This is a genomic window from Sphingomonas sp. BL-S-05 (assembly GCF_055521695.1).
The window spans coordinates 1646675-1664676 of sequence record NZ_CM145499.1; the positions used below are offsets into that span (position 1 = coordinate 1646675).

Genomic DNA, 18002 nt, shown 5'->3' on the forward strand with positions numbered 1-18002 from the left:
GGGCGGTCCTCGCGGACAGCCCCCTCTCCCAAGCCTCTCCCCTGAAGGGGAGAGGGCTATTCGGCTTACTTCACCGCAGCGTCGTACCGCTGGCCGACCTTGTCCCAGTCGACCACGTCCCACCACGCCTTCAGATACGCCGGACGCGCATTGCGGTAGGTGATGTAGTAAGCGTGTTCCCAAACGTCGTTGCCAAGGATCGGCGTGCCCTTGACCGGCGCGACGTCCATCAGCGGATTGTCCTGGTTCGGCGTCGAGGTAATGGCCAGCTTGCCATCCTGCCCGACGATCAGCCACGCCCAGCCCGATCCGAACTGGTTCGCGCCGGCGGTGTTGAACTGCTCCTTCAGCTGGTCCAGCCCGCCGAACTGCTGATCGATCGCGTCCTTGAGCGCGCCCGAGGGCTGCGACCCGCCACCCTTCATGGTTTCCCAGAAGAAGGTGTGGTTCCAATAGCCGCCGCCATTGTTTCGCAGCTTGGCCGAACCGCTGCCGATATTGGCAAGCAGTTCCTCGATCGACTTGCCCTCCAGGCTCGCATCTTCCGACACGGCTTCGTTCAGCTTGTCGGTATAGGCCTGATGATGCTTGTCATGGTGCAGCGTCATCGTTTCCTTGTCGATGGTCGGCTCCAGCGCGTCATAGGCATAGGGCAGCGGCGGAAGTTCGAACGCCATGGCAATCCTCCTTAGGAAAAGAACTCGCTCGACCGAACGCGGCGGACCCCGCTTGGCTCCGATCGTTACGCCCGCGAACCCATAGGCGTGGCCGGCGGTGTCGAAAAGGGGGTCAGCCGCCCTGCCCCAGCATTCCGTGACGCTTCAAGGCATGGCGCAACTGGTCATAGGTCAGCCCGATCGCGTCGGCGCAGTTGCGCTGGTTGTAGCGCGCTTCCGCCATCGCCCGCGTGAGCAGCTGCCGTTCGAAGCGATTGACCCGCGTCTTGAAGTCTTCGCACGGATCGTCGGGGGCGGCGGACTCGATCGTCGGCGTTCCCACGACCGGCGCCGCACCCAATGCGGCCTGGTTCGCATTCGAGCGCGGGCGAAAGGGCGAGGCGAACGGATCGATCTCGACCAGATCGATCGGCCCCGGCCGTTCCCAGCGATAGACCGACCGCTCGACCGCGTTGCGCAATTCGCGGACATTGCCAGGCCAGCGATGCTCCATCAGCTGATCGACCGCGTTCGGCCCGAACCCGACCCATTCGTCGCGCCCGATCTCCGCCGCCATGCGCCGCCCGAAGAAGTCGGCCAGCACCATGATATCGCCCGGTCGCGCGCGTAACGGGGGCAAAGTCACCACCTCGAAACTCAACCGGTCGAGCAGGTCGGCGCGGAACGTGCCGCATTCGACGCGGTCGGGCAGATGCTCGTTGGTCGCGGCGACGATGCGGACATCGACCCGCAACGGCCGCGACGATCCGATCCGTGTCACCTCGCCATATTCGACCGCGCGCAACAGCCGCTCCTGTGCACCCATCGACAGCGTGCCCAGTTCGTCGAGGAACAGCGTACCGCCATCGGCCTCCTCGAACCGCCCTGCCCGTGCCTTGGTCGCGCCGGTGAACGCACCTGCTTCATGCCCGAACAATTCCGCCTCGATCAGCGTCTCGGGCAGTGCGGCGCAGTTCATCACCACCAGCGGCTGGTCCCAGCGCCCCGACAGGCGGTGCAGTCGTTCGGCGACCAGTTCCTTGCCCGTTCCCCGTTCCCCGATCACCAGCACCGGACGATCGAGCGCGGCCGCCCGGCTGGCCCGTTCGAGGGCATCGAGAAACGGACCGGACTGGCCGACGACCTGGGTTGCGCGCTCCATGCCGATGATGTGGCGTATTTTCCCAATAGTTCGCAAGAGGCCAAATGCGCCGGCGTCAACGATCTGTGAAAAGTGACGCAAATCCGTCATTTTTCGATTTGGCACGCCTCCTGCAAGGTATTGTGCAAGCCCGACACAGGGCGCACGCTACAGCTTCAGGGAGTTCCACCATGATCCGCATCAACAAGAACGTGACCACCCGCCAGTCGCTCCTCAGCCTGATCGGCGCGGTTGCGGTCTGCGTCACTGCCTTCGGCGTCACGACCGCACCCGGTCCGATCGCCACCACCCATGCCGCCGCGCCGATCGCGTAAGGCGGCAGGCCGGGGCGGTTCTGCCCCGTTCCGTCCCGGCCACCCACGCATTCTTCAGGAGTAACCGATGGGCATTTTCTCCCGCACCCGCGACATCATCGCCGCCAACGTCACCGACCTGCTCGACAAGGCCGAAGACCCCGCGAAGATGATCCGCATGATCATCCTCGAAATGGAGGAAACGCTGGTCGAGGTCCGCGCATCCGCCGCGCGCACCATCGCCGACCAGAAGGAAATGCGCCGCCACATCTCCAAGCTCGACAAGCTGCAGGAAAGCTGGACCGAAAAGGCCGAACTGGCGCTGAGCAAGGACCGCGAGGATCTAGCCAAAGCGGCACTGGTCGAACGCCAGAAGGCTGTTGACATGATCGAACAGCTCAATTCGGAGATCGTCGTGCTCGACGACGCGCTGCGCGCTTCGGAAGCCGATATCGCCAAGCTGCAGACCAAGCTGCGCGAGGCGCGGACCCGGCAGAACGCCATCCAGACTCGGATGGAAAGCGCCAACAACCGCACCAAGCTGCGTGAAATGTATGCCGGTTCCAAGACCGCCGAGGCGTTCAGCCGCTTCGACGTTCTCGAACGCCGCGCCGATCTGGCCGAGGGTCGCGCCGAAGCGGCCGGCATGGGCCAGGGTGGCAAGAGCCTCGAGGACGAGATCGCCGAGCTGCGGCAGTCGGACAAGATCGATGCCGAACTGGCCGCGCTCAAGGCCCGCCTGAACCGGGAGGGCTGATCGCGATGGGCGATTTCCTGATCGGCATGGTCGCCGTCGCCGCACTCCTGATCGGGCTGCCGTGGCTGATCCTCCACTATATCACCAAGTGGAAACAGTCGCCGACGCTGACCAACGAGGACGAGCGACTGCTCGACGACATGCATCTTACTGCCCGCCGGCTCGAAGAGCGGCTCCAGACGATCGAGCGGATCATCGCCGCCGACAATCCGGACTTCCGCCCATCGATGCCGCGCCGGGAATATCCGGAAAGCGATTTCCGCAACCACGACTATTCACGGAGGGACTGATGTCCGGCGCACGCACCAAATTTTATGTCGACAAGGCAAATGGCAAGATGTCGGGCGTGTGCGCCGGCATCGCCGACTATACCGGTGTCGAGGTCATGTGGATTCGCATCGGCACGGTGTTGCTGACGCTGGCCGGTGGCTTTCCCTGGACGGTGATCGCCTATTTCATGATCGCCTGGATGGCGCAGAAGAAGCCGCACGGCCTGTACGAAAGCCGCGAGGACGAGAAATTCTGGCAGGGCGTCCGGTCGAACCCGACCCGCACCGCGTCGGAAATGCGCTCTACTTTCCGTGACATCGACCGTCGCCTCGCCGACATCGAAATGTATTATACCAGCCGCAACACCCGTCTGGCGGACGAGATCGACAGCCTGCGCTGAACCGATCCCCGCCGGGGCAGATTAGGGGAGAGAGACGATGAATTGGGGTGGACCAGGGTTCGTGCTGTCGATCATCGCGATCGTCATGATCGCGAGCATTGTGAAGACCGCGATCCGCGCGAAGCACGGTTATCCGCTGGATGACGAAACGTGCGAGGGCAAGGGCAAGCGCCGCCGCCGTCAGGATGAGATCGACGCGACGCGACAGGCACGGTTGATGGCCGATCAGAACGAGCAGTTGCAGGCGAAGGTCCTGCGCCTCGAAGAGCGGATCGCCGTCCTCGAACGCATCGCCACCGATCCCGCCACGCGAACCGCCCGCGAAATCGACGCGCTGCGCTGAACCCGAGGACGACCGACATGATGAGCACCAACCCCGACTTCATCCCGATGATCGTCACCATTTGCCTGACCGGCATGGCGGCGTGGGTCATCACCACCTGGCTCCGCGTCAAGAACGGCTATCCGCTACAGGGCGGCTGGGGGCAGAGCGTCTATCCCCGCGCCAATGACGAGACGGTCGAACGGGTCAAGCTGCTGAGTCAGGAAAACGCGCAGCTCAAGGCCGAACTGGGATCGATCAAGGACCGGCTCGCCAATGTCGAACGCATCGTGACCGACGGCGCGCACGGCCTCGAACGTGAGATCGAGCAGTTGCGCGGCCGGACGAACTGAAAGGACCGACCATGAGCCCCTTCATCATCCCCGCCCTCGCCCTGATGATCCCGATCGTCGCGATCCTCAGCAAGCTGGTCTTTCAACCCTGGCTGGAACTCAAGGAACGCGAATTGCAGGTCCGCGGCACCGAGACCGCCGAAAAGGCCGCGCAATATGCCGCGCAGACCGAACGGCTGGAACAGCGGGTGCGCGTCCTCGAACGCATCATTACCGACCGCGGCGTCGACCTCTCCGACGAGATCGAACGCCTCCGCGACAAACCGCTCAACTGACAAACCCGACGAAAAGGGCAGTCCGATGAACCTGACTCTTACCCTCGCACTCGCCGCCACCACCCTTGCCGCCGTGGCGATCGTCTCTGCCACGCTGCTGTCGGGCTGGCGCGGCTGGCTGGCCCTGCAACAACAGCGGCTCGGCGAACAGCCCGTCAGCCAGCCTACCCCCAATGCCGGCACCCGGATCGAGATCGCCGACTTGAAGGAACGCATCCGCAAGCTCGAAGCGATCGCCGCCGGGGTGGAACTGTAACGCTTAATGCCTATAGCGGCGTCATGCAGAGCATCGACGATATCCGCGAAGAATATGACTTTCTCGACGGCGACGACCGCTACCGGCTCCTCATCGATCTGGGCCGGCAGCTGGAGCCGATGCCCGACCCCCTCAAGACCGATGCGACGCTGGTCCGGGGCTGTTCGGCATCGGTCTGGGTCTATCCCCAGCAACAGGGCGACGGCACGCTCCACTTCCTCGCCGACAGCAACGCCGCGATCACCAAGGGGATCATCGCGCTGGTGCTGGCAACCGTACAGGACCGCAAGCCCGACGCGATCCTCGCCTCCGATATCGAAGCGACCCTCGCCCCCTTCGACCTGCGCAACCAGTTGAGTTCCAACCGGACACAGGGCATTCCGAACATGATCGCCCTGATCCGGGAAACGGCCCAGCGGCTGGCGTGAAGCAGGCACTGATCCGGGCGGGCGGTGTGGCGATCGCCGCCGGGCTGGCCGTTGCGGCGCTGGGCTTCCACAATGCGCTCGCTGATCCGATCGTCCGCCAATTGCGGGTGAACGCCGCGGTCCCGCAAACCTCGGTCGTGCTGCTGGCCGACCTGCACGTCGCAGGCCCGGACATGCCGCCCGATCGGCTGGCACGCATCGTGGCGCAGACGAATTCGCTCAAACCCGATCTCGTCCTGATCGCGGGCGACTTCGTCAGTGACAAGAGGCTGGCGACGCGGCGCTATTCGACCCGGGCCGCCATCGCTCCCCTCGCCAAGCTGCGCGCGACGCACGGGACCATCGCAGTGCTCGGCAACCATGATCACTGGCGCGATGCCGGGGAAGTTCGTCGCGAGTTGGCGGCGGCTGGCGTCAAGCTGCTGGACAATGATGCGATCCGCGTCGGTCCGCTGGTCGTCGGCGGCGTGGACGATGCGATGACCGGCCATGCCGACATGCCCCATACGGTCAACGCGATGCGCCGGATCGGTGGCCTGCCGATTCTGCTCAGCCACAGCCCCGACGCCTTTCCCGACATGCCTCCGGAGATTGGGCTGATGATTGCCGGCCATACCCATTGCGGACAGGTGCATCTGCCGTTCGTCGGGGCGCTGACCTATGCGTCCGACTATGGCGACCGTTATGGTTGCGGCATCGTCCGGGAACGGGGGCGGACGGTCGTGGTCAGCGCCGGCCTCGGCACCAGTGTCCTGCCGATCCGCTTCGGCGCGCCGCCCGATCTGTGGCGGATCACGATCGGGCGGTAGGGTCCGATTCATCTGCCTCGACCCGTCGCCCCGGCGCAGGCTGGAGCTTCGGCGACTCGTGCCCAGCACTATCACTGGGAGATTCTAGCCTGCGCTTGAATGACGAGACGGATCAGCGGCAATGGCGGGACATTAGAGCGGTTTCCGGTCAGGTTCGATCACCCCGCCGCTTCAGCGGTCGTCCGCAGGGCGATGACGGCGGTTCAAACCGGTCGGGAACCGCTCTAATTGCTGCCTAATCCCAACCGCGCCGCCACTGCATCTAGATCGTCTCCCGGCCGCACCAGCAGCCATTCGCCCGGCCGTTCGCTGTCGACCACGAGCACCGCGCCTTTTGGACAGACGTCGAGGCACTTCACTTCCACCACCCCCGCTGCGCCCTTCGGCCCGTTCTTCAGCTTCAGGTGCTTGCGCAGCGCCTTGGCCAGCGGCTTGGCCGACTCGCCGAAGCCGCCGTCCAGCTTCTTCGAACATTTGGCGCAGACCAGTATCGCCTTGCTCCAGCGCGAACGGACCTCGCGCTTCACGCCGGCTTCCAGCTCCGCCGTTCCTCGGCAACGCGCAGCACGTCATAGGCCGCCTGGATCGCGTGGAATTTCTTGGCCGCCTCGGCATCGCCGGGACGGACATCGGGGTGGAAGACCTTGGCCAGCTTGCGCCACGCCAGGCGGATCGTGTCGAAATCGGCGTCGGGATCGCACTCCAGCACTTCCAGCGCGCGCATCTCATCGCGCGATCGGCTTCCGTCGCCCGACCCGGCCCACGCGTTCGATGCAGACGCCGCATAGCCATTGGCGGTGCGCCGTTCGGCCTCTTCGCGTGCCTTGGCTTCTTCTTCGTTCAGCCCCTCGAAGTAATTCCAGCCCTTATTGTACTCGGCGGCATGGGCTTCGCAGAAATACCAGCGATCGGGGTTGTTCGGCGATTTGGGCGCCGGGCATTTGCCGGGTTCGGTACAGCCATGCCGGTCGCACAGCTTCACCGTCTGCGCCTCGCGGCCCTCGCTATAGCCGCGCCAGCGGGGAAAGCCCCAGTCGTTCGATCGCGTATGTCGTGCCATTGTCTTCGAAATAAGCCGCCGTGCGCCCCACGCAACCCATTGCCGCGCGCGAATGTCAGAGGGTCTGTAAGCCGGGTTCTGTCCACCCGCCAAAGCGGGATAGGCGACCATTCCTCTCGGACGACGCTTGCGCGCCGTCTCCAGCAACCAACCCGGGCAGCGGGCCGGAACATGCCCCGAAGCGCTTGCGCACTTCATGCCGCCCCTATTCGGTCTTGCTCCCGGTGGGGTTTGCCATGCCGCTGCCGTTACCGGCCGCGCGGTGCGCTCTTACCGCACCCTTTCACCGTAACCCGGCCGAAGCCAAAGGCCGTCTGCTCTCTGTGGCACTGTCCCTGAACCCCCGGCCGAAGCCGAAAGCCCGCCGGGCGTTACCCGGCACCGTCGTTTCCGTGGAGCCCGGACTTTCCTCGGCACGCTTATCGCGTGACGCGGCCGCCCGACCCTCTGACGCTGGCGTCCCTAGCGGCTTGTCGACGCACGTTCAATCGTCGCCTTGCGGCTTGGGCAGCAGCAGCGCGAGCAGCAGCATCCGGCATTCGCCATCGGCGATGCCGTCGATCATCTCGGGACGGAACCGCCGCTGGAACGCGGTGATCGCCGCTGTGGGATCAGACACGTCATAGCCGAAGCGTTCGAGCGCCAGCAGGAAGCCGGCATCGCTCCATCCCGGATCCATCAGGTTGCGCGTCGGTCGCGGCAGCGCGAGCCGCAGCCGGGCCAGGCGGTTCCACGGGAACAGCTCGCCCGGATCCTGCTTGCGCGTGGGGGCGATGTCCGAATGGCCGACGACATTGCCCCGGGTGATCTGGTGCCGGTCCTTGATCGCGTGGACCAGCGGGATCAGCGCGTCGATCTGCGCCTCGGGGAATGCGCGATAGCCGAATTCATGGCCCGGATTGACCAGTTCGATGCCGATCGATGCGCTGTTGATGTCGGTGATCCCGCGCCAGTGCGCCTTGCCGGCATGCCAGGCGCGCTTATCCTCGGCGACCAGCCGGTGGATCGTCCCGTCCTCCTCGACGACATAATGCGCCGACACTTCCGCCGCCGGATCGGTCAGTCGCGCGATCGCCGATGCCGCATCGGTCATGCCGGTATAATGCAGCACCAGCATCGTGACCGGCAGGCTGCGTTCGCCGAAATTGGGCGACGGCGTCTCGATCATCTGCACGCGACTCTTTCCCCTCACGCCACTGCGCCCCGATTGCGGCGGGACGCGGGGAAAGGCAAGGTCAGTGCGCGGCCGGCCGGTACAGCCCGCGATAGCGTTCGGACGGAACCAGCGCGTCGGTATGGCCGATCACGGTCTCGCCCGCGCCCAGCACCAGCAACCCGCCCGGCCGCAGCACGGGGGCGATCCGGTCGAGCACCGCGCCGCGCGTCGCGGGCGACAGGTACATCAACACGTTGCGGCACAGCACGATATCGAACTTGCCCCCCGGCATCGGGTCGGCGATCAAGTTTTGCTGGCCGTAGAGCAGCCGGAAGCGCAGCTCCGCCTTCGCTTCCCATAGATCGTCACGCGGTTCGAACCATTGCATCATCCGCCGGATAGGCAATCCGCGCTGGATCTCGAACTGGGTATAGCGCGCCGCCCGCGCCCGCGTCAGCGCGCGCATCGAAATGTCGGTCGCGCGGATTTCGGGCGGCAGGATGCCGGTCCGCTCGCTCGCTTCGGCGAACAGCATCGCCATCGACAGCGGCTCTTGTCCCGTCGAACAGGCGGCCGACCAGATGCGCAGCCGGCGCGGCGTTTCCGCAACCATGTCGATCGCCGCCTGCACGACGGTGTCGAGCGTCGCGGCGTCGCGAAAGAAGGATGTCTCCTGGTTCAGCAGCGCATCGACCACCAGATCGGCCAGCCCGCGCTCGGCCGCCGTCCGATCGTTGATCCGCGCCACCAGTTCGTCGAGCGTGGTCAGCCCGCGTTCGCGCAGCATCGGCTGCAGCGCGCTGTCGATCCGCCACGCGCGCCCGGCGTCGAGCTGTTGCCCGGTACGCTGTTCGAGCAGCGCGACGATCGCGTTCGCGGCGGGGCCGAGCGGGCCGGCAGGGCGCGCCACGGTCATGCCGGTCGCCGCCGCCGCGCGACGAACGCGCCCAGTTGCGCCGGCGTCCCAATGGTGTTCGCCAGTCCTGCCTCGGCCACCGCCCCGGGCATGCCCCATACGACCGAACTCGCCTGATCCTGCACCGCGACCACGCCCCCTGCCGCCCGAATATTCGCCGCCCCGCGTGCCCCGTCCCGGCCCATGCCCGACAGCACGATCGCCAGCGCCCGCGCGCCGAACACCTGCGCCACCGAATCGAACATCGGATCGACCGACGGCATGCAGCCGCTGATCGATGGCGCCCGATCGAGACGCGTCGCCGCACCGTCGCTGGTCGGCACCACCCGGATATGCGCATCGCCCGGCGCCACGATGAGCCGCCCGCGCTGGATGCGCAGGCTGTCGCGCGCCACGTCCACGGGCCGCCGCGCCAGCCCGGCAAGCTGCTGCGCGAAATATTCGGTGAACGTCCCCGGCAGATGCTGGGTGACGAGGATCGGTATGTCGAGTTCGGGCGGAATCGCCGCCAGCAGCGGCGCGAGCGCATGGATGCCCCCCGTCGACGCGCCGATCGCGATGATGTCGAACGCGTCGCTGCGTGCCTGGGCGAAACCGCCGGTCGCGCGCGGCACCGTGCGCATCACCCGTTCGACCAGCCCCTCCAGCCGCGCGGCGAACCCGCCCGCCAGCGGCGAGGATTCGGGCTTGGCCAGCGTTGCCGCCGCGCCCAGTGACAGCGCATGGGCGGCGGTCGGCGATCCGTCTGCACAGTCGCCGGACAGCACGATCACCCGCACCCCCGGCGCCGCCGCCAACAGGTCGGGCAACCCCGACAGGCCGTCGATGCCGGGCAAATTGATGTCGAGCAGGATCAGGTCAGCCGTCCCGCCCGCCAGACTGCCGGTCGCCTGTACGATGCCGCCGACCGCCGCGACGACACGGTGTCCGGGCATCGCCTCGACGATGCGGGTCAGCACCGCGCGGGTCACCGCCGAATCGTCGACGATCAGGACCCGTACGGCCGTACCGTCCGCTGCGGCGGTTCGGGCGAACGGGGCGTTCACGACCTGGTTTCGGGCCGGATCAGGCGACGCCGACGATCTGAAGCTTGCTCTCCAACGTCTCGCGGTCGAACGGCTTCATGACATATTCGTCGGCCCCGGCCTCGATCGCCGCACGGATATAGGCCATGCCGTTCTCGGTCGTGCAGAATACGACCTTGGGCTGCATGCCGCCCTCGCTCTGGCGCAGCGCGCGCAGGAAATCCATGCCGCTCATCACCGGCATGTTCCAGTCGAGCAGGATCACGTCGGGCTGCGCCTTGGCGCACTGGTCGAGCGCCTCGCGTCCGTCGCCCGCCTCGCGCACCTCGAACTGGAGCGTTTCGAGAATATGCCGGGCGACCTTGCGGATCACCTTCGAATCATCGACGACCAGGCAACTCTTCATGACAACACCCCATGTTGGTACGCACGACAATAGGGCGCTTTCGTAAGCGCCGCGTTAAAGTTCAGGCGGCGGCCCGTCCGGCATCGGCCGCCCGCGCGACGATCGCCGGCAGGTCGAGGATCAGGACGACGCGCCCTTCATGCTCGATCAGGCCGTTGGTGATCGCCGCCCATGCCGGCCCCGGCAACAGACCCGCCGACAGCGGTTTCGGTACGAAGCGATGCGCATCGTCCAGCGCGTCGACCAGCAGCGCGTAATGATGCCCGTCGACCTGCGTCACCACCGCGCGGCGGCGCGCGGCCGGCGGTGCCGCGGGGTCGAGCACGATCGCGGTATCGATCACCGTCACCACCCGGCTGCGCAGTGCCGCCAGTCCGCGCACCGCGCGCGACGTGCGCGCGACCGGCGTGATCTCGCCGATATCGACCACCGATTCGACATGGTCGGACCGGATGGCGACCTCCTGACCGACGATGGTCGCAAGCAGGAACAACTGGGGCATGCTCAACCTCCCGCCGCGATGCGCAGCGCCCGCAACACGCCTTCGCGGTCGTAGCGATAGATGCTGCCGTCGCCGGTATCGGCGGGAGACGCGCGCAGCCGTACCACCGGCGCGCCGGCGACCGGGGCCGGCACGGCGATATCGGCCTGTGCCAGCACCAGGGTCGGGCGTTCGCCCTCCTCGACCCGTTCGACGATTCGATAACCCGCCTGCTCCAGCATCGGGCGGAGAAAGGCGCGCATCCATCCACTGCCGCCATCGGCCAACAGACAGGTCGGCCGGCCGCGCGTGACCAGCGCCGACGCCGCCTCGCGCGCATGGCGTTCGAACAGCCATAGCGGATCGACCTGTTCGACCTGCTCGCCGTCCAGCAGCACGATGCCGGCGATCGGACCCGGCACCTCGCCGGTCGGCGCCAGTTCGGGCAGCATGACGATGTCGACTGCATCGACGATCGCATAGGCGACTTCCATCACGCCATCGGTCAGCCGCAGCACCGTCGTCACCCGCTCGATCGCCGTCGGATCGCTCGCCTCGGCCGGCACGATCCGCCCGTCGATCGCCAACCGGATGCGCCCCGCACTCTGCTGTAGCGACCCGGCCCGGATGCGTTCGATCCGGTCGATCACCGCCAGCGGGATGACCCGCCGCCGCCCGTCCAGATCGTCGAACAGCAAGGCGGTGACGCGATGGTCCGCTTCCGCCGCTTCCTCGGCCTCGATCTCCAGATCCATCGCATCGGCAAAGCTCAACCCCGCCGCCTGCGCCACCCCGGCGCAATCGAGCATCAGCATTGGCCGTCCGGTATCGGGCAAGGTCTGCCCGGCATACAGGCCGGTCGCCATCACCGCCGGCGCGGCGGGCTTTACCACCAGTTCCTCGGTATCCAGCACCTCGTCGACCGCGATCGCGAAGTCGCCCGCGCCGATCGTCACCACCACCAGCATCTTGGGCGCGGCGGGTGCATCGGCGGCCACGCCGATCACGTCGCACAGATCGACCACCGGGATGCGCCGGTCGCGGATGCGGGCGATGCGATTGTCGCCCAGTTGGTCGACGCGGATATTGGCGGCGCGTTCGTTGACGATCTCCCCGATCGTCTGCCGCGAAATGGCGAAGCGATGCGCGCCTGCCCGCACCACGATCGTCGACACGATCGACAGCGTCAACGGTACCTGCACCGCGATCCGCAGCCCCCGGCCCGGCTTGTTGTCCAGCGTGATGCGCCCACCGATCTGGTCGATCGCGGCGCGTACCACGTCCATGCCGACGCCGCGTCCCGAAATCTCGGTCGCGGTATCGCGCGACGACAGCCCCGGCGCGAACACCAGTTCGCAGCGCTGCCGATCGTTCAGCTTGCGCAGTTCGCTCTCGCTGCGCTGCCCGGTCGCCGCCAGCTTGGCCATCAGCCGTTCGGTATCGATGCCGCGCCCGTCGTCGATGATCTCGATGACGATCTGATTGCCCGATTGCCGCGCCGACACGTGCAGCCGCCCGCTCTCACGCTTGCCTGCCGCGCGGCGCTCCATCGGCGTCTCGACGCCATGATCGATCGCATTGCGAACCAGATGCACCAGCGGATCGCGCATCACCTCGATCATCTCGCGGTCCAGCTCGACGTCGCTGCCATCGACGGTCAGCGTCACCGCCTTGCCGACCACCGCCGCCGTGTCACGGACGATGCGCGGCAACGGCTGAAACAGCGTCTCGATCTTCTGCATCCGCGTTCGCGTCACCGCATCGCGCATATCGGCCACCGAGCTCGACAGCCGCTCCAGCGCCGCCTCGACCGCGGGGTCCAGATCGGTGTCGCGCAGGCGTCGGACCAGTTCGTTGCGGACCAGCACCATGTCGGACATGCCGCTCATCATCCGGTCGAGCAGATCGACGTTCAGCCGGACGCTGCGCAGCGGTGCCCGCCCCGCCGCCATCGCCGCCGCCGCCACCGGCGTCGCTGCCGTCGCGGGATTGCCGATCCTCGGCGCCAGTGCCGCGATCAGATCGTCCTCGCCCTCGTCGGTCAGCGGCAGTCCGGCATCGATCGCCTCGACGAGGTCGCCGATCCGGTCGACGATCGCGAGGACCGCATCGACCAGCGCGCTATCGGGCCGCCGCTTGCCGTCGCGTACCTCGCACAGCGTGTCCTCGGCGGCATGGCTCAGCCGCGACAGGCGCGGCAGATCGAGGAAGCCGCAGCTTCCCTTCACCGTGTGGACGAAACGGAAAATGGCATCCAGCCGGGCACGATCGTCGGGCGCGGCTTCCCACGCGACGATCTCCGACGACAACGCCTCCAGCGTCTCGCGGGTCTCGGCGATGAATTCCTGTAACAGATCGTCCATGCGGCCCCGTCCGGTTGTGGGCGCGACCATGGCGTTCGATAGGTTAAGGCGGAGTTAGTAGGCCGGTTCGGTACGCCCTCCGCACACCACCTGCGGCCCGACCCGTTTCCCCGGAATCAATCGAGACCGTTGCGAAAGGCCTTCGCCTATCCCGGAGTCCTTCCGTACCCTCGCGAAGGCGGGGGTCCAGAGACTGGCAGAACAAAGGTTGCGGGTACGGCCCGCGACCCCCGCCTTCGCGGGGATACGGCGAAGCGGAATTTCGGCGGGATCACGACTGGATACAGGGTCCCACTTCTTTCGCATCAGCAAAGGAAGCGCCGACGAAAATCCCGCTCAAACCGATGCGAACGAAGCCCCGAACAGCAACACTGGCGAATCGCTAGGCGATACCTGCAACGTGCCGCCGCCTTGCTCGACCAGTTCGCGCGCCAGACAGGCCGCCGCCGCGCGCGGGGTCATCATCGCCGCATCCCCCAGCAACGCGCCGCGCAACTCGGCGTCGAGGACGATGCGCGGCCCATCGGCGCGCACCGCGATATCGATGCCGGTCGCGGTGACTTCCGCCCCGACGTCGAGCTGTCCGCCGCGCACCAGCGCATCGCCGGCAATCAGCGCCAGGTTCAGCAGCACCTTCACCGCGGGCTTGGGCAGCGACGGCGCTTCGACCATCCAGCCGAGTTTCACCCGGTGATTGTCGCCGAACAATCCCTCCAGCGCCGCCCGCGCCTCGCGCGTATCGATCGAATCGCCGAATCCGCCGGCCGCGCCAAAGGCGAGACGGAAGAATTTCAGCTTGTTGGCCGATGCCCGCGCACTATCGGTCAGCAGTTCGAGACAACGCGCACGCATGTCGGGATCGGTCTCGTCGGCCAGCAGTTCGAGGCCGTTGTTGAGCGCCCCGACCGGGCTCAGCAGATCATGGCATAATCGCGAACACATCAGGCTGGCGAATTCGGCTGGGCTGATGTTCAAAGCGACGATCCCTGCGCTGCGACGAACGTCATCGTCCGGCCGCTGATATCCATCTGCACTGCCTCGCAGTTATTTTCAACGTGGCCGGCGTCGATGACGTCGAAACGGACCGGGTCGAATCGGCCATGACGTTCCCCGTTCGCGACCGCCCGCCACAACCGTGCGGTGCGACTGCCGATGATCAGCCACAATCGACCGTCGACCGCCGCCTGCGCCGCGTCGGTCGGTGACGGATCGGCGCTGCCGCCCGGATGCGAATGATAGCAGCCGAGCACCCCCGCCCCGCCGCCCCGCGCGTCGCGATACGCCTTCAACAGTGCCGCCGGATCGATCTCGAATTGGCGCGCGGGGTCGGCGGCGACGTTGCGGGCGGGCTGCGCCGCCTCGATCCGGTCGCCTGTCCCCCGCAGCAGACCGCACACTTCCTGCGCGCTCGCCGCCACCTCGACCAGCAGCGCGCGGATCGTCTCGCTTGTAAAACTCGGTCTCATTCCCATCTTTGTAGGTAATGGACCGGGGGGTTTCCACGATAGAGGCGCGCATTACCGATGCCGCGCACGGGCTCAGGATCGACAAGGCGCTGGCCGAGGTCGTGACCGACCTGTCGCGCGAACGGATCAAGGCGCTGCTGGCATCGGGACATGTCGCCGGTCCCGACGGTCCGGTGTCCGACGGGAAGCGCAAGGTTGCGGCGGGGCAGCATTTCGTCATCACCGTGCCTGCGGCGGTGCCGCTCGACAATGTGGCGCAGGATATTCCGCTGGTCGTCGCCTATGAGGACGATCATGTGATCGTCGTCGACAAGCCCGCCGGACTGGTCGTGCATCCGGCCGCCGGCAATCTCGACGGGACGCTGGTCAACGCGCTGCTCCATCATTGCGCGGGCAAGCTGTCGGGCATCGGCGGCGTCGTGCGGCCGGGGATCGTCCACCGTATCGACAAGGATACGTCGGGGCTGCTGGTCGTCGCAAAGAGCGACGTGGCGCATGAGGGACTGGCGCGCCAGTTCAAGGATCACAGCATCGACCGCCGCTATGTGGCGATCGCGGCGGGGCGGGTGTCAACTTCGGCGGGAACGGTGGACGCACCGCTGGCGCGATCCCCCAATGATCGCAAGAAGATGGCGATCGTCCGTTCCCCCACCGCCAAACACGCCATCACCCACTGGCGTAAACTTCGCCAACTTCGGGGGGCATCGTTGATCGAATGCCGGCTGGAAACCGGGCGGACGCATCAAGTGCGGGTGCATATGGCGTCGATCGGCCACCCGCTGCTCGGCGACCCGGTCTATGCGGGGCGCAAGCCTGCGCTTCGGGGCGAGCTCGAAACACTCGATTTCCGGCGACAGGCATTGCACGCCGCACATCTGGGGTTCATTCATCCTGTGACAAAGAACGCTTTGGCGTTTGATAGCGATCTTCCGGCAGACATGCAGGAACTGATAGATCATCTTCATGGTTAGTTCCGGGGATGTCGCGATGCGGCAATGCCCACGACAAAGGGAGTTTTGACGATGGCAACTGGCAGCAACGTCCCGGCGACGATCCCGGCGCTTGGCGGCGAGGCGAGCCTCAACCGCTATCTCTCCGAAATCCGCAAATTTCCGATCCTTGCACCCGAGCAGGAATATATGCTCGCCAAGCGGTTTCAGGAACATGGCGATCCGGAGGCGGCGGCGCAGCTCGTCACTTCGCACCTGCGTCTCGTGGCCAAGATCGCGATGGGCTATCGCGGCTATGGCTTGCCCGTCAGCGAACTGATTTCCGAAGGGAATATCGGTCTGATGCAGGGCGTGAAGAAATTCGAACCCGATCGCGGCTTCCGCCTCGCCACCTATGCGATGTGGTGGATTCGCGCCTCGATCCAGGAATTCATCCTGCGGTCGTGGAGCCTTGTGAAGATGGGCACCACCGCCGCGCAGAAGAAGCTGTTCTTCAACCTGCGACGGATGAAGTCGAAGCTCGACGCCTTCGAGGACGGCGATCTGTCGCCTGAGCATCTGCAAAAGATCGCGACCGATCTGGGCGTTACCGAGGAGGAAGTGACCTCGATGAACCGCCGCATGGCGATGGGCGGTGACACCTCGCTCAACGTCCCGATGCGCGAGGACGGCGAGAGCCAGTGGCAGGACTGGCTGGCCGATGACAGCCCCTTGCAGGACTCGGTCGTCGCCGAGGCGCAGGAGGCCGACGTCCGCCACGGCATGCTGGTCGAGGCGATGGACGACCTCAACGATCGCGAGAAGCACATCCTGACCGAACGCCGCCTGACCGACGATCCCAAGACGCTGGAGGAACTCAGCCAAGTCTATGGCGTCAGCCGCGAACGCGTCCGCCAGATCGAGGTGCGCGCCTTTGAAAAGCTGCAAAAGGCGATGATGCGACTCGCCGGCGACCGCCGGATGCTGGCCGCCGTCTAGCCGACCGGGGCGGGCGCGCTGGCCCGCCCCGCCCCCTTCGTCATCCCGGCGAAGGCCGGGATTCATAACCCATGCCACCCGGGGCTCTTGCGACGACGCGCGTTGCCGACTTGCCCTTCCCCACGCACTACCGCTAGCGATCGGCGATGGCCGCCCGCACCGCACCCCGCCCCAAACCCACTGCCGCCCGAGGCTGGACTCGCCGCCTGATCGGCTGGGCGATCAAGGGCATGCTCGGCTTCGTGGTCCTGTCGGTACTGTGGGTCCTGCTGCTCCGTTTCGTTCCCCCGCCGATCACCCTGACCATGCTGGGCGACGTGCCAACCGGCCACGGCGTCACCAAATCATGGCGAAGCCTGTCGAAGATCGACCCCGACATGCCTCGCGCGGTCATCGCCGCGGAGGACAGCCGTTTCTGCGGGCATAACGGCTTCGATTATGCCGCCATCGCCAATGCCGCGCGCCGCAACGCGCAGGGTGGCCGCATCCGCGGCGGCTCGACGATCAGCCAGCAGACCGCGAAGAACGTCTTTCTCTGGCAGGGCGGCGGCTATTTCCGAAAAGCCATGGAGGCCTATTTCACCGTCTTGATCGAGGCGCTGTGGGGCAAGCGGCGGATCATGGAAGTCTATCTCAACGTCGCCGAAACCGGCATCGGCACCTATGGCGTCGAGGCCGGGTCGCAGCGCTATTTCAAGCACGGTGCGGCCAAGCTCTCCGGCCGCGAAGCCGCGCAGATCGCTGCCGTCCTGCCGCTGCCCAAGAAGCGCGCCGGCATCGCCCCGACCGGCTTCACCCGCCGCTACGCCCGCACGATCGAACGCCGCATCGGCATCGTCCGTCGCGAGGGACTGGATCGCTGCTTGAATTGAGACGTCGCCCCGGACGAGAGCCGGGGCGACGCACGATCGGGCGGTTACTTGGTCGCCCGTTCGACCGCATCGCCGGCCTTGTCCGCCGCCGACCCGACGCTCTTCGCCGCCGACGTGACCGCATTGGTCCGCGCCGTGTCGTTATTCGCGTTGTTCAGCAGGAAATAGGCACCCACGATCACCGCGATCAGTACGGCAAGGCCGATCAACAGCCCGCCGCCCGATCCACGCCGTTCGATGATCGTCGTATGCGGCGCGCCGTTGGTGGTGGTTTCGATACGATCGGGTTGCATGGTCATCCTCCCTACAAACTGATCGCTCGAAAACACCCGGCATAACCGCTTGTTC

The 18002-nt window shown here is 66.3% G+C and carries 26 protein-coding genes and 1 other RNA gene; 13 read left to right on the forward strand and 14 right to left on the reverse strand.

Annotation, left to right across the window (positions count from 1 at the left end):
* Positions 1 to 65: 65 nt before the first annotated feature.
* Together ACZ1JS_RS07535 and pspF are read right to left on the reverse strand one after the other, a co-directional pair.
* Positions 66 to 677, reverse strand: a complete 612-nt coding sequence (locus ACZ1JS_RS07535) for a superoxide dismutase (protein WP_465168397.1) — start codon at positions 675 to 677, stop codon at positions 66 to 68.
* A 112-nt stretch (positions 678 to 789) separates the two neighbouring features.
* Positions 790 to 1818: a phage shock protein operon transcriptional activator gene (gene pspF, locus ACZ1JS_RS07540; RefSeq protein ID WP_465168398.1), complete on the reverse strand. Its 1029-nt coding sequence runs from the start codon at positions 1816 to 1818 to the stop codon at positions 790 to 792.
* Positions 1819 to 1988: 170 nt separating this feature from the next.
* On the opposite strand from pspF, the gene ACZ1JS_RS07545 reads away from it, so the two are divergent.
* From ACZ1JS_RS07545 to ACZ1JS_RS07590, 10 genes are all read left to right on the forward strand, one after another.
* Positions 1989 to 2132, forward strand: a complete 144-nt coding sequence (locus ACZ1JS_RS07545; RefSeq protein ID WP_345875511.1) for a hypothetical protein — start codon at positions 1989 to 1991, stop codon at positions 2130 to 2132.
* A gap of 67 nt (positions 2133 to 2199) precedes the next feature.
* Positions 2200 to 2868, forward strand: coding sequence for a phage shock protein PspA (gene pspA, locus ACZ1JS_RS07550; protein WP_242117502.1), 669 nt, complete (start codon positions 2200 to 2202; stop codon positions 2866 to 2868).
* Positions 2869 to 2873: 5 nt separating this feature from the next.
* Complete coding sequence (gene pspB, locus ACZ1JS_RS07555; protein WP_465168399.1) at positions 2874 to 3158, forward strand: envelope stress response membrane protein PspB; 285 nt, start codon at positions 2874 to 2876, stop codon at positions 3156 to 3158.
* Positions 3158 to 3538: an envelope stress response membrane protein PspC gene (pspC, locus tag ACZ1JS_RS07560; protein ID WP_242117496.1), complete on the forward strand. Its 381-nt coding sequence runs from the start codon at positions 3158 to 3160 to the stop codon at positions 3536 to 3538. Before pspB ends, pspC begins: the two co-directional genes overlap by 1 nt.
* A gap of 37 nt (positions 3539 to 3575) precedes the next feature.
* The gene (locus ACZ1JS_RS07565; RefSeq protein ID WP_465168400.1) at positions 3576 to 3881 is read left to right on the forward strand and encodes a hypothetical protein; all 306 of its coding nucleotides are present in this window, start codon (positions 3576 to 3578) and stop codon (positions 3879 to 3881) included.
* 20 nt (positions 3882 to 3901) lie between these two features.
* Positions 3902 to 4213, forward strand: coding sequence for a hypothetical protein (locus ACZ1JS_RS07570; protein ID WP_465168653.1), 312 nt, complete (start codon positions 3902 to 3904; stop codon positions 4211 to 4213).
* Positions 4214 to 4224: 11 nt separating this feature from the next.
* Complete coding sequence (locus tag ACZ1JS_RS07575) at positions 4225 to 4488, forward strand: hypothetical protein (RefSeq protein WP_056451243.1); 264 nt, start codon at positions 4225 to 4227, stop codon at positions 4486 to 4488.
* Between the two features lie 25 nt (positions 4489 to 4513).
* Positions 4514 to 4744, forward strand: coding sequence for a hypothetical protein (locus tag ACZ1JS_RS07580; RefSeq protein WP_465168401.1), 231 nt, complete (start codon positions 4514 to 4516; stop codon positions 4742 to 4744).
* A 23-nt stretch (positions 4745 to 4767) separates the two neighbouring features.
* Positions 4768 to 5172: a SufE family protein gene (locus tag ACZ1JS_RS07585; RefSeq protein ID WP_465168402.1), complete on the forward strand. Its 405-nt coding sequence runs from the start codon at positions 4768 to 4770 to the stop codon at positions 5170 to 5172.
* On the forward strand, positions 5169 to 5981 hold the full coding sequence (locus tag ACZ1JS_RS07590; protein WP_465168403.1) for a metallophosphoesterase: 813 nt from the start codon (positions 5169 to 5171) through the stop codon (positions 5979 to 5981). Before ACZ1JS_RS07585 ends, ACZ1JS_RS07590 begins: the two co-directional genes overlap by 4 nt.
* Before the next feature lie 224 nt (positions 5982 to 6205).
* On the opposite strand, the gene ACZ1JS_RS07595 is transcribed toward ACZ1JS_RS07590, so the two are convergent.
* The 11 genes from ACZ1JS_RS07595 to ACZ1JS_RS07645 all read right to left on the reverse strand — a co-directional run bounded on the left by ACZ1JS_RS07595 (position 6206) and on the right by ACZ1JS_RS07645 (position 14854).
* Entirely contained in the window at positions 6206 to 6508 is a 303-nt protein-coding gene (locus tag ACZ1JS_RS07595) for a (2Fe-2S) ferredoxin domain-containing protein (RefSeq protein WP_465168404.1), read from the reverse strand.
* Positions 6505 to 7041, reverse strand: a complete 537-nt coding sequence (locus tag ACZ1JS_RS07600) for a J domain-containing protein (RefSeq protein WP_242117486.1) — start codon at positions 7039 to 7041, stop codon at positions 6505 to 6507. Before ACZ1JS_RS07600 ends, ACZ1JS_RS07595 begins: the two co-directional genes overlap by 4 nt.
* A gap of 51 nt (positions 7042 to 7092) precedes the next feature.
* Positions 7093 to 7492: RNase P RNA component class A (gene rnpB / locus ACZ1JS_RS07605), an RNA gene on the reverse strand.
* Between the two features lie 33 nt (positions 7493 to 7525).
* Positions 7526 to 8209 carry an N-acetylmuramoyl-L-alanine amidase gene (locus tag ACZ1JS_RS07610; protein WP_465168654.1) on the reverse strand — a complete coding sequence of 228 codons (684 nt, stop codon included), beginning with the start codon at positions 8207 to 8209 and terminating at the stop codon, positions 7526 to 7528.
* Between the two features lie 67 nt (positions 8210 to 8276).
* Positions 8277 to 9113, reverse strand: a complete 837-nt coding sequence (locus tag ACZ1JS_RS07615) for a CheR family methyltransferase (RefSeq protein ID WP_465168405.1) — start codon at positions 9111 to 9113, stop codon at positions 8277 to 8279.
* The gene (locus ACZ1JS_RS07620) at positions 9110 to 10159 is read right to left on the reverse strand and encodes a chemotaxis protein CheB (RefSeq protein ID WP_465168406.1); all 1050 of its coding nucleotides are present in this window, start codon (positions 10157 to 10159) and stop codon (positions 9110 to 9112) included. The genes ACZ1JS_RS07615 and ACZ1JS_RS07620 overlap by 4 nt, the downstream gene beginning before the upstream one ends.
* A gap of 19 nt (positions 10160 to 10178) precedes the next feature.
* Entirely contained in the window at positions 10179 to 10544 is a 366-nt protein-coding gene (locus ACZ1JS_RS07625) for a response regulator (RefSeq protein ID WP_056401071.1), read from the reverse strand.
* Between the two features lie 61 nt (positions 10545 to 10605).
* On the reverse strand, positions 10606 to 11046 hold the full coding sequence (locus ACZ1JS_RS07630; RefSeq protein WP_465168407.1) for a chemotaxis protein CheW: 441 nt from the start codon (positions 11044 to 11046) through the stop codon (positions 10606 to 10608).
* Between the two features lie 2 nt (positions 11047 to 11048).
* The gene (locus tag ACZ1JS_RS07635; RefSeq protein WP_465168655.1) at positions 11049 to 13388 is read right to left on the reverse strand and encodes a chemotaxis protein CheA; all 2340 of its coding nucleotides are present in this window, start codon (positions 13386 to 13388) and stop codon (positions 11049 to 11051) included.
* 336 nt (positions 13389 to 13724) lie between these two features.
* Positions 13725 to 14363 (reverse strand): histidine phosphotransferase family protein, encoded by a 639-nt coding sequence (locus ACZ1JS_RS07640; RefSeq protein ID WP_242117474.1) that lies wholly within the window; start codon positions 14361 to 14363, stop codon positions 13725 to 13727.
* Positions 14360 to 14854 carry a M67 family metallopeptidase gene (locus ACZ1JS_RS07645; protein WP_465168408.1) on the reverse strand — a complete coding sequence of 165 codons (495 nt, stop codon included), beginning with the start codon at positions 14852 to 14854 and terminating at the stop codon, positions 14360 to 14362. The genes ACZ1JS_RS07640 and ACZ1JS_RS07645 overlap by 4 nt, the downstream gene beginning before the upstream one ends.
* A gap of 17 nt (positions 14855 to 14871) precedes the next feature.
* Here ACZ1JS_RS07645 and ACZ1JS_RS07650 point away from each other — a divergent pair, with 17 nt between their 5' ends.
* The 3 genes from ACZ1JS_RS07650 to mtgA all read left to right on the forward strand — a co-directional run bounded on the left by ACZ1JS_RS07650 (position 14872) and on the right by mtgA (position 17654).
* Positions 14872 to 15825: an RluA family pseudouridine synthase gene (locus ACZ1JS_RS07650; RefSeq protein ID WP_465168409.1), complete on the forward strand. Its 954-nt coding sequence runs from the start codon at positions 14872 to 14874 to the stop codon at positions 15823 to 15825.
* A 51-nt stretch (positions 15826 to 15876) separates the two neighbouring features.
* Positions 15877 to 16782, forward strand: a complete 906-nt coding sequence (rpoH, locus tag ACZ1JS_RS07655) for an RNA polymerase sigma factor RpoH (protein ID WP_055792879.1) — start codon at positions 15877 to 15879, stop codon at positions 16780 to 16782.
* 146 nt (positions 16783 to 16928) lie between these two features.
* Entirely contained in the window at positions 16929 to 17654 is a 726-nt protein-coding gene (gene mtgA / locus ACZ1JS_RS07660; RefSeq protein WP_465168410.1) for a monofunctional biosynthetic peptidoglycan transglycosylase, read from the forward strand.
* Positions 17655 to 17698: 44 nt separating this feature from the next.
* Here mtgA and ACZ1JS_RS07665 read toward each other — a convergent pair whose 3' ends face one another.
* Positions 17699 to 17947, reverse strand: coding sequence for a hypothetical protein (locus tag ACZ1JS_RS07665; RefSeq protein ID WP_465168411.1), 249 nt, complete (start codon positions 17945 to 17947; stop codon positions 17699 to 17701).
* Positions 17948 to 18002: the final 55 nt, after the last annotated feature.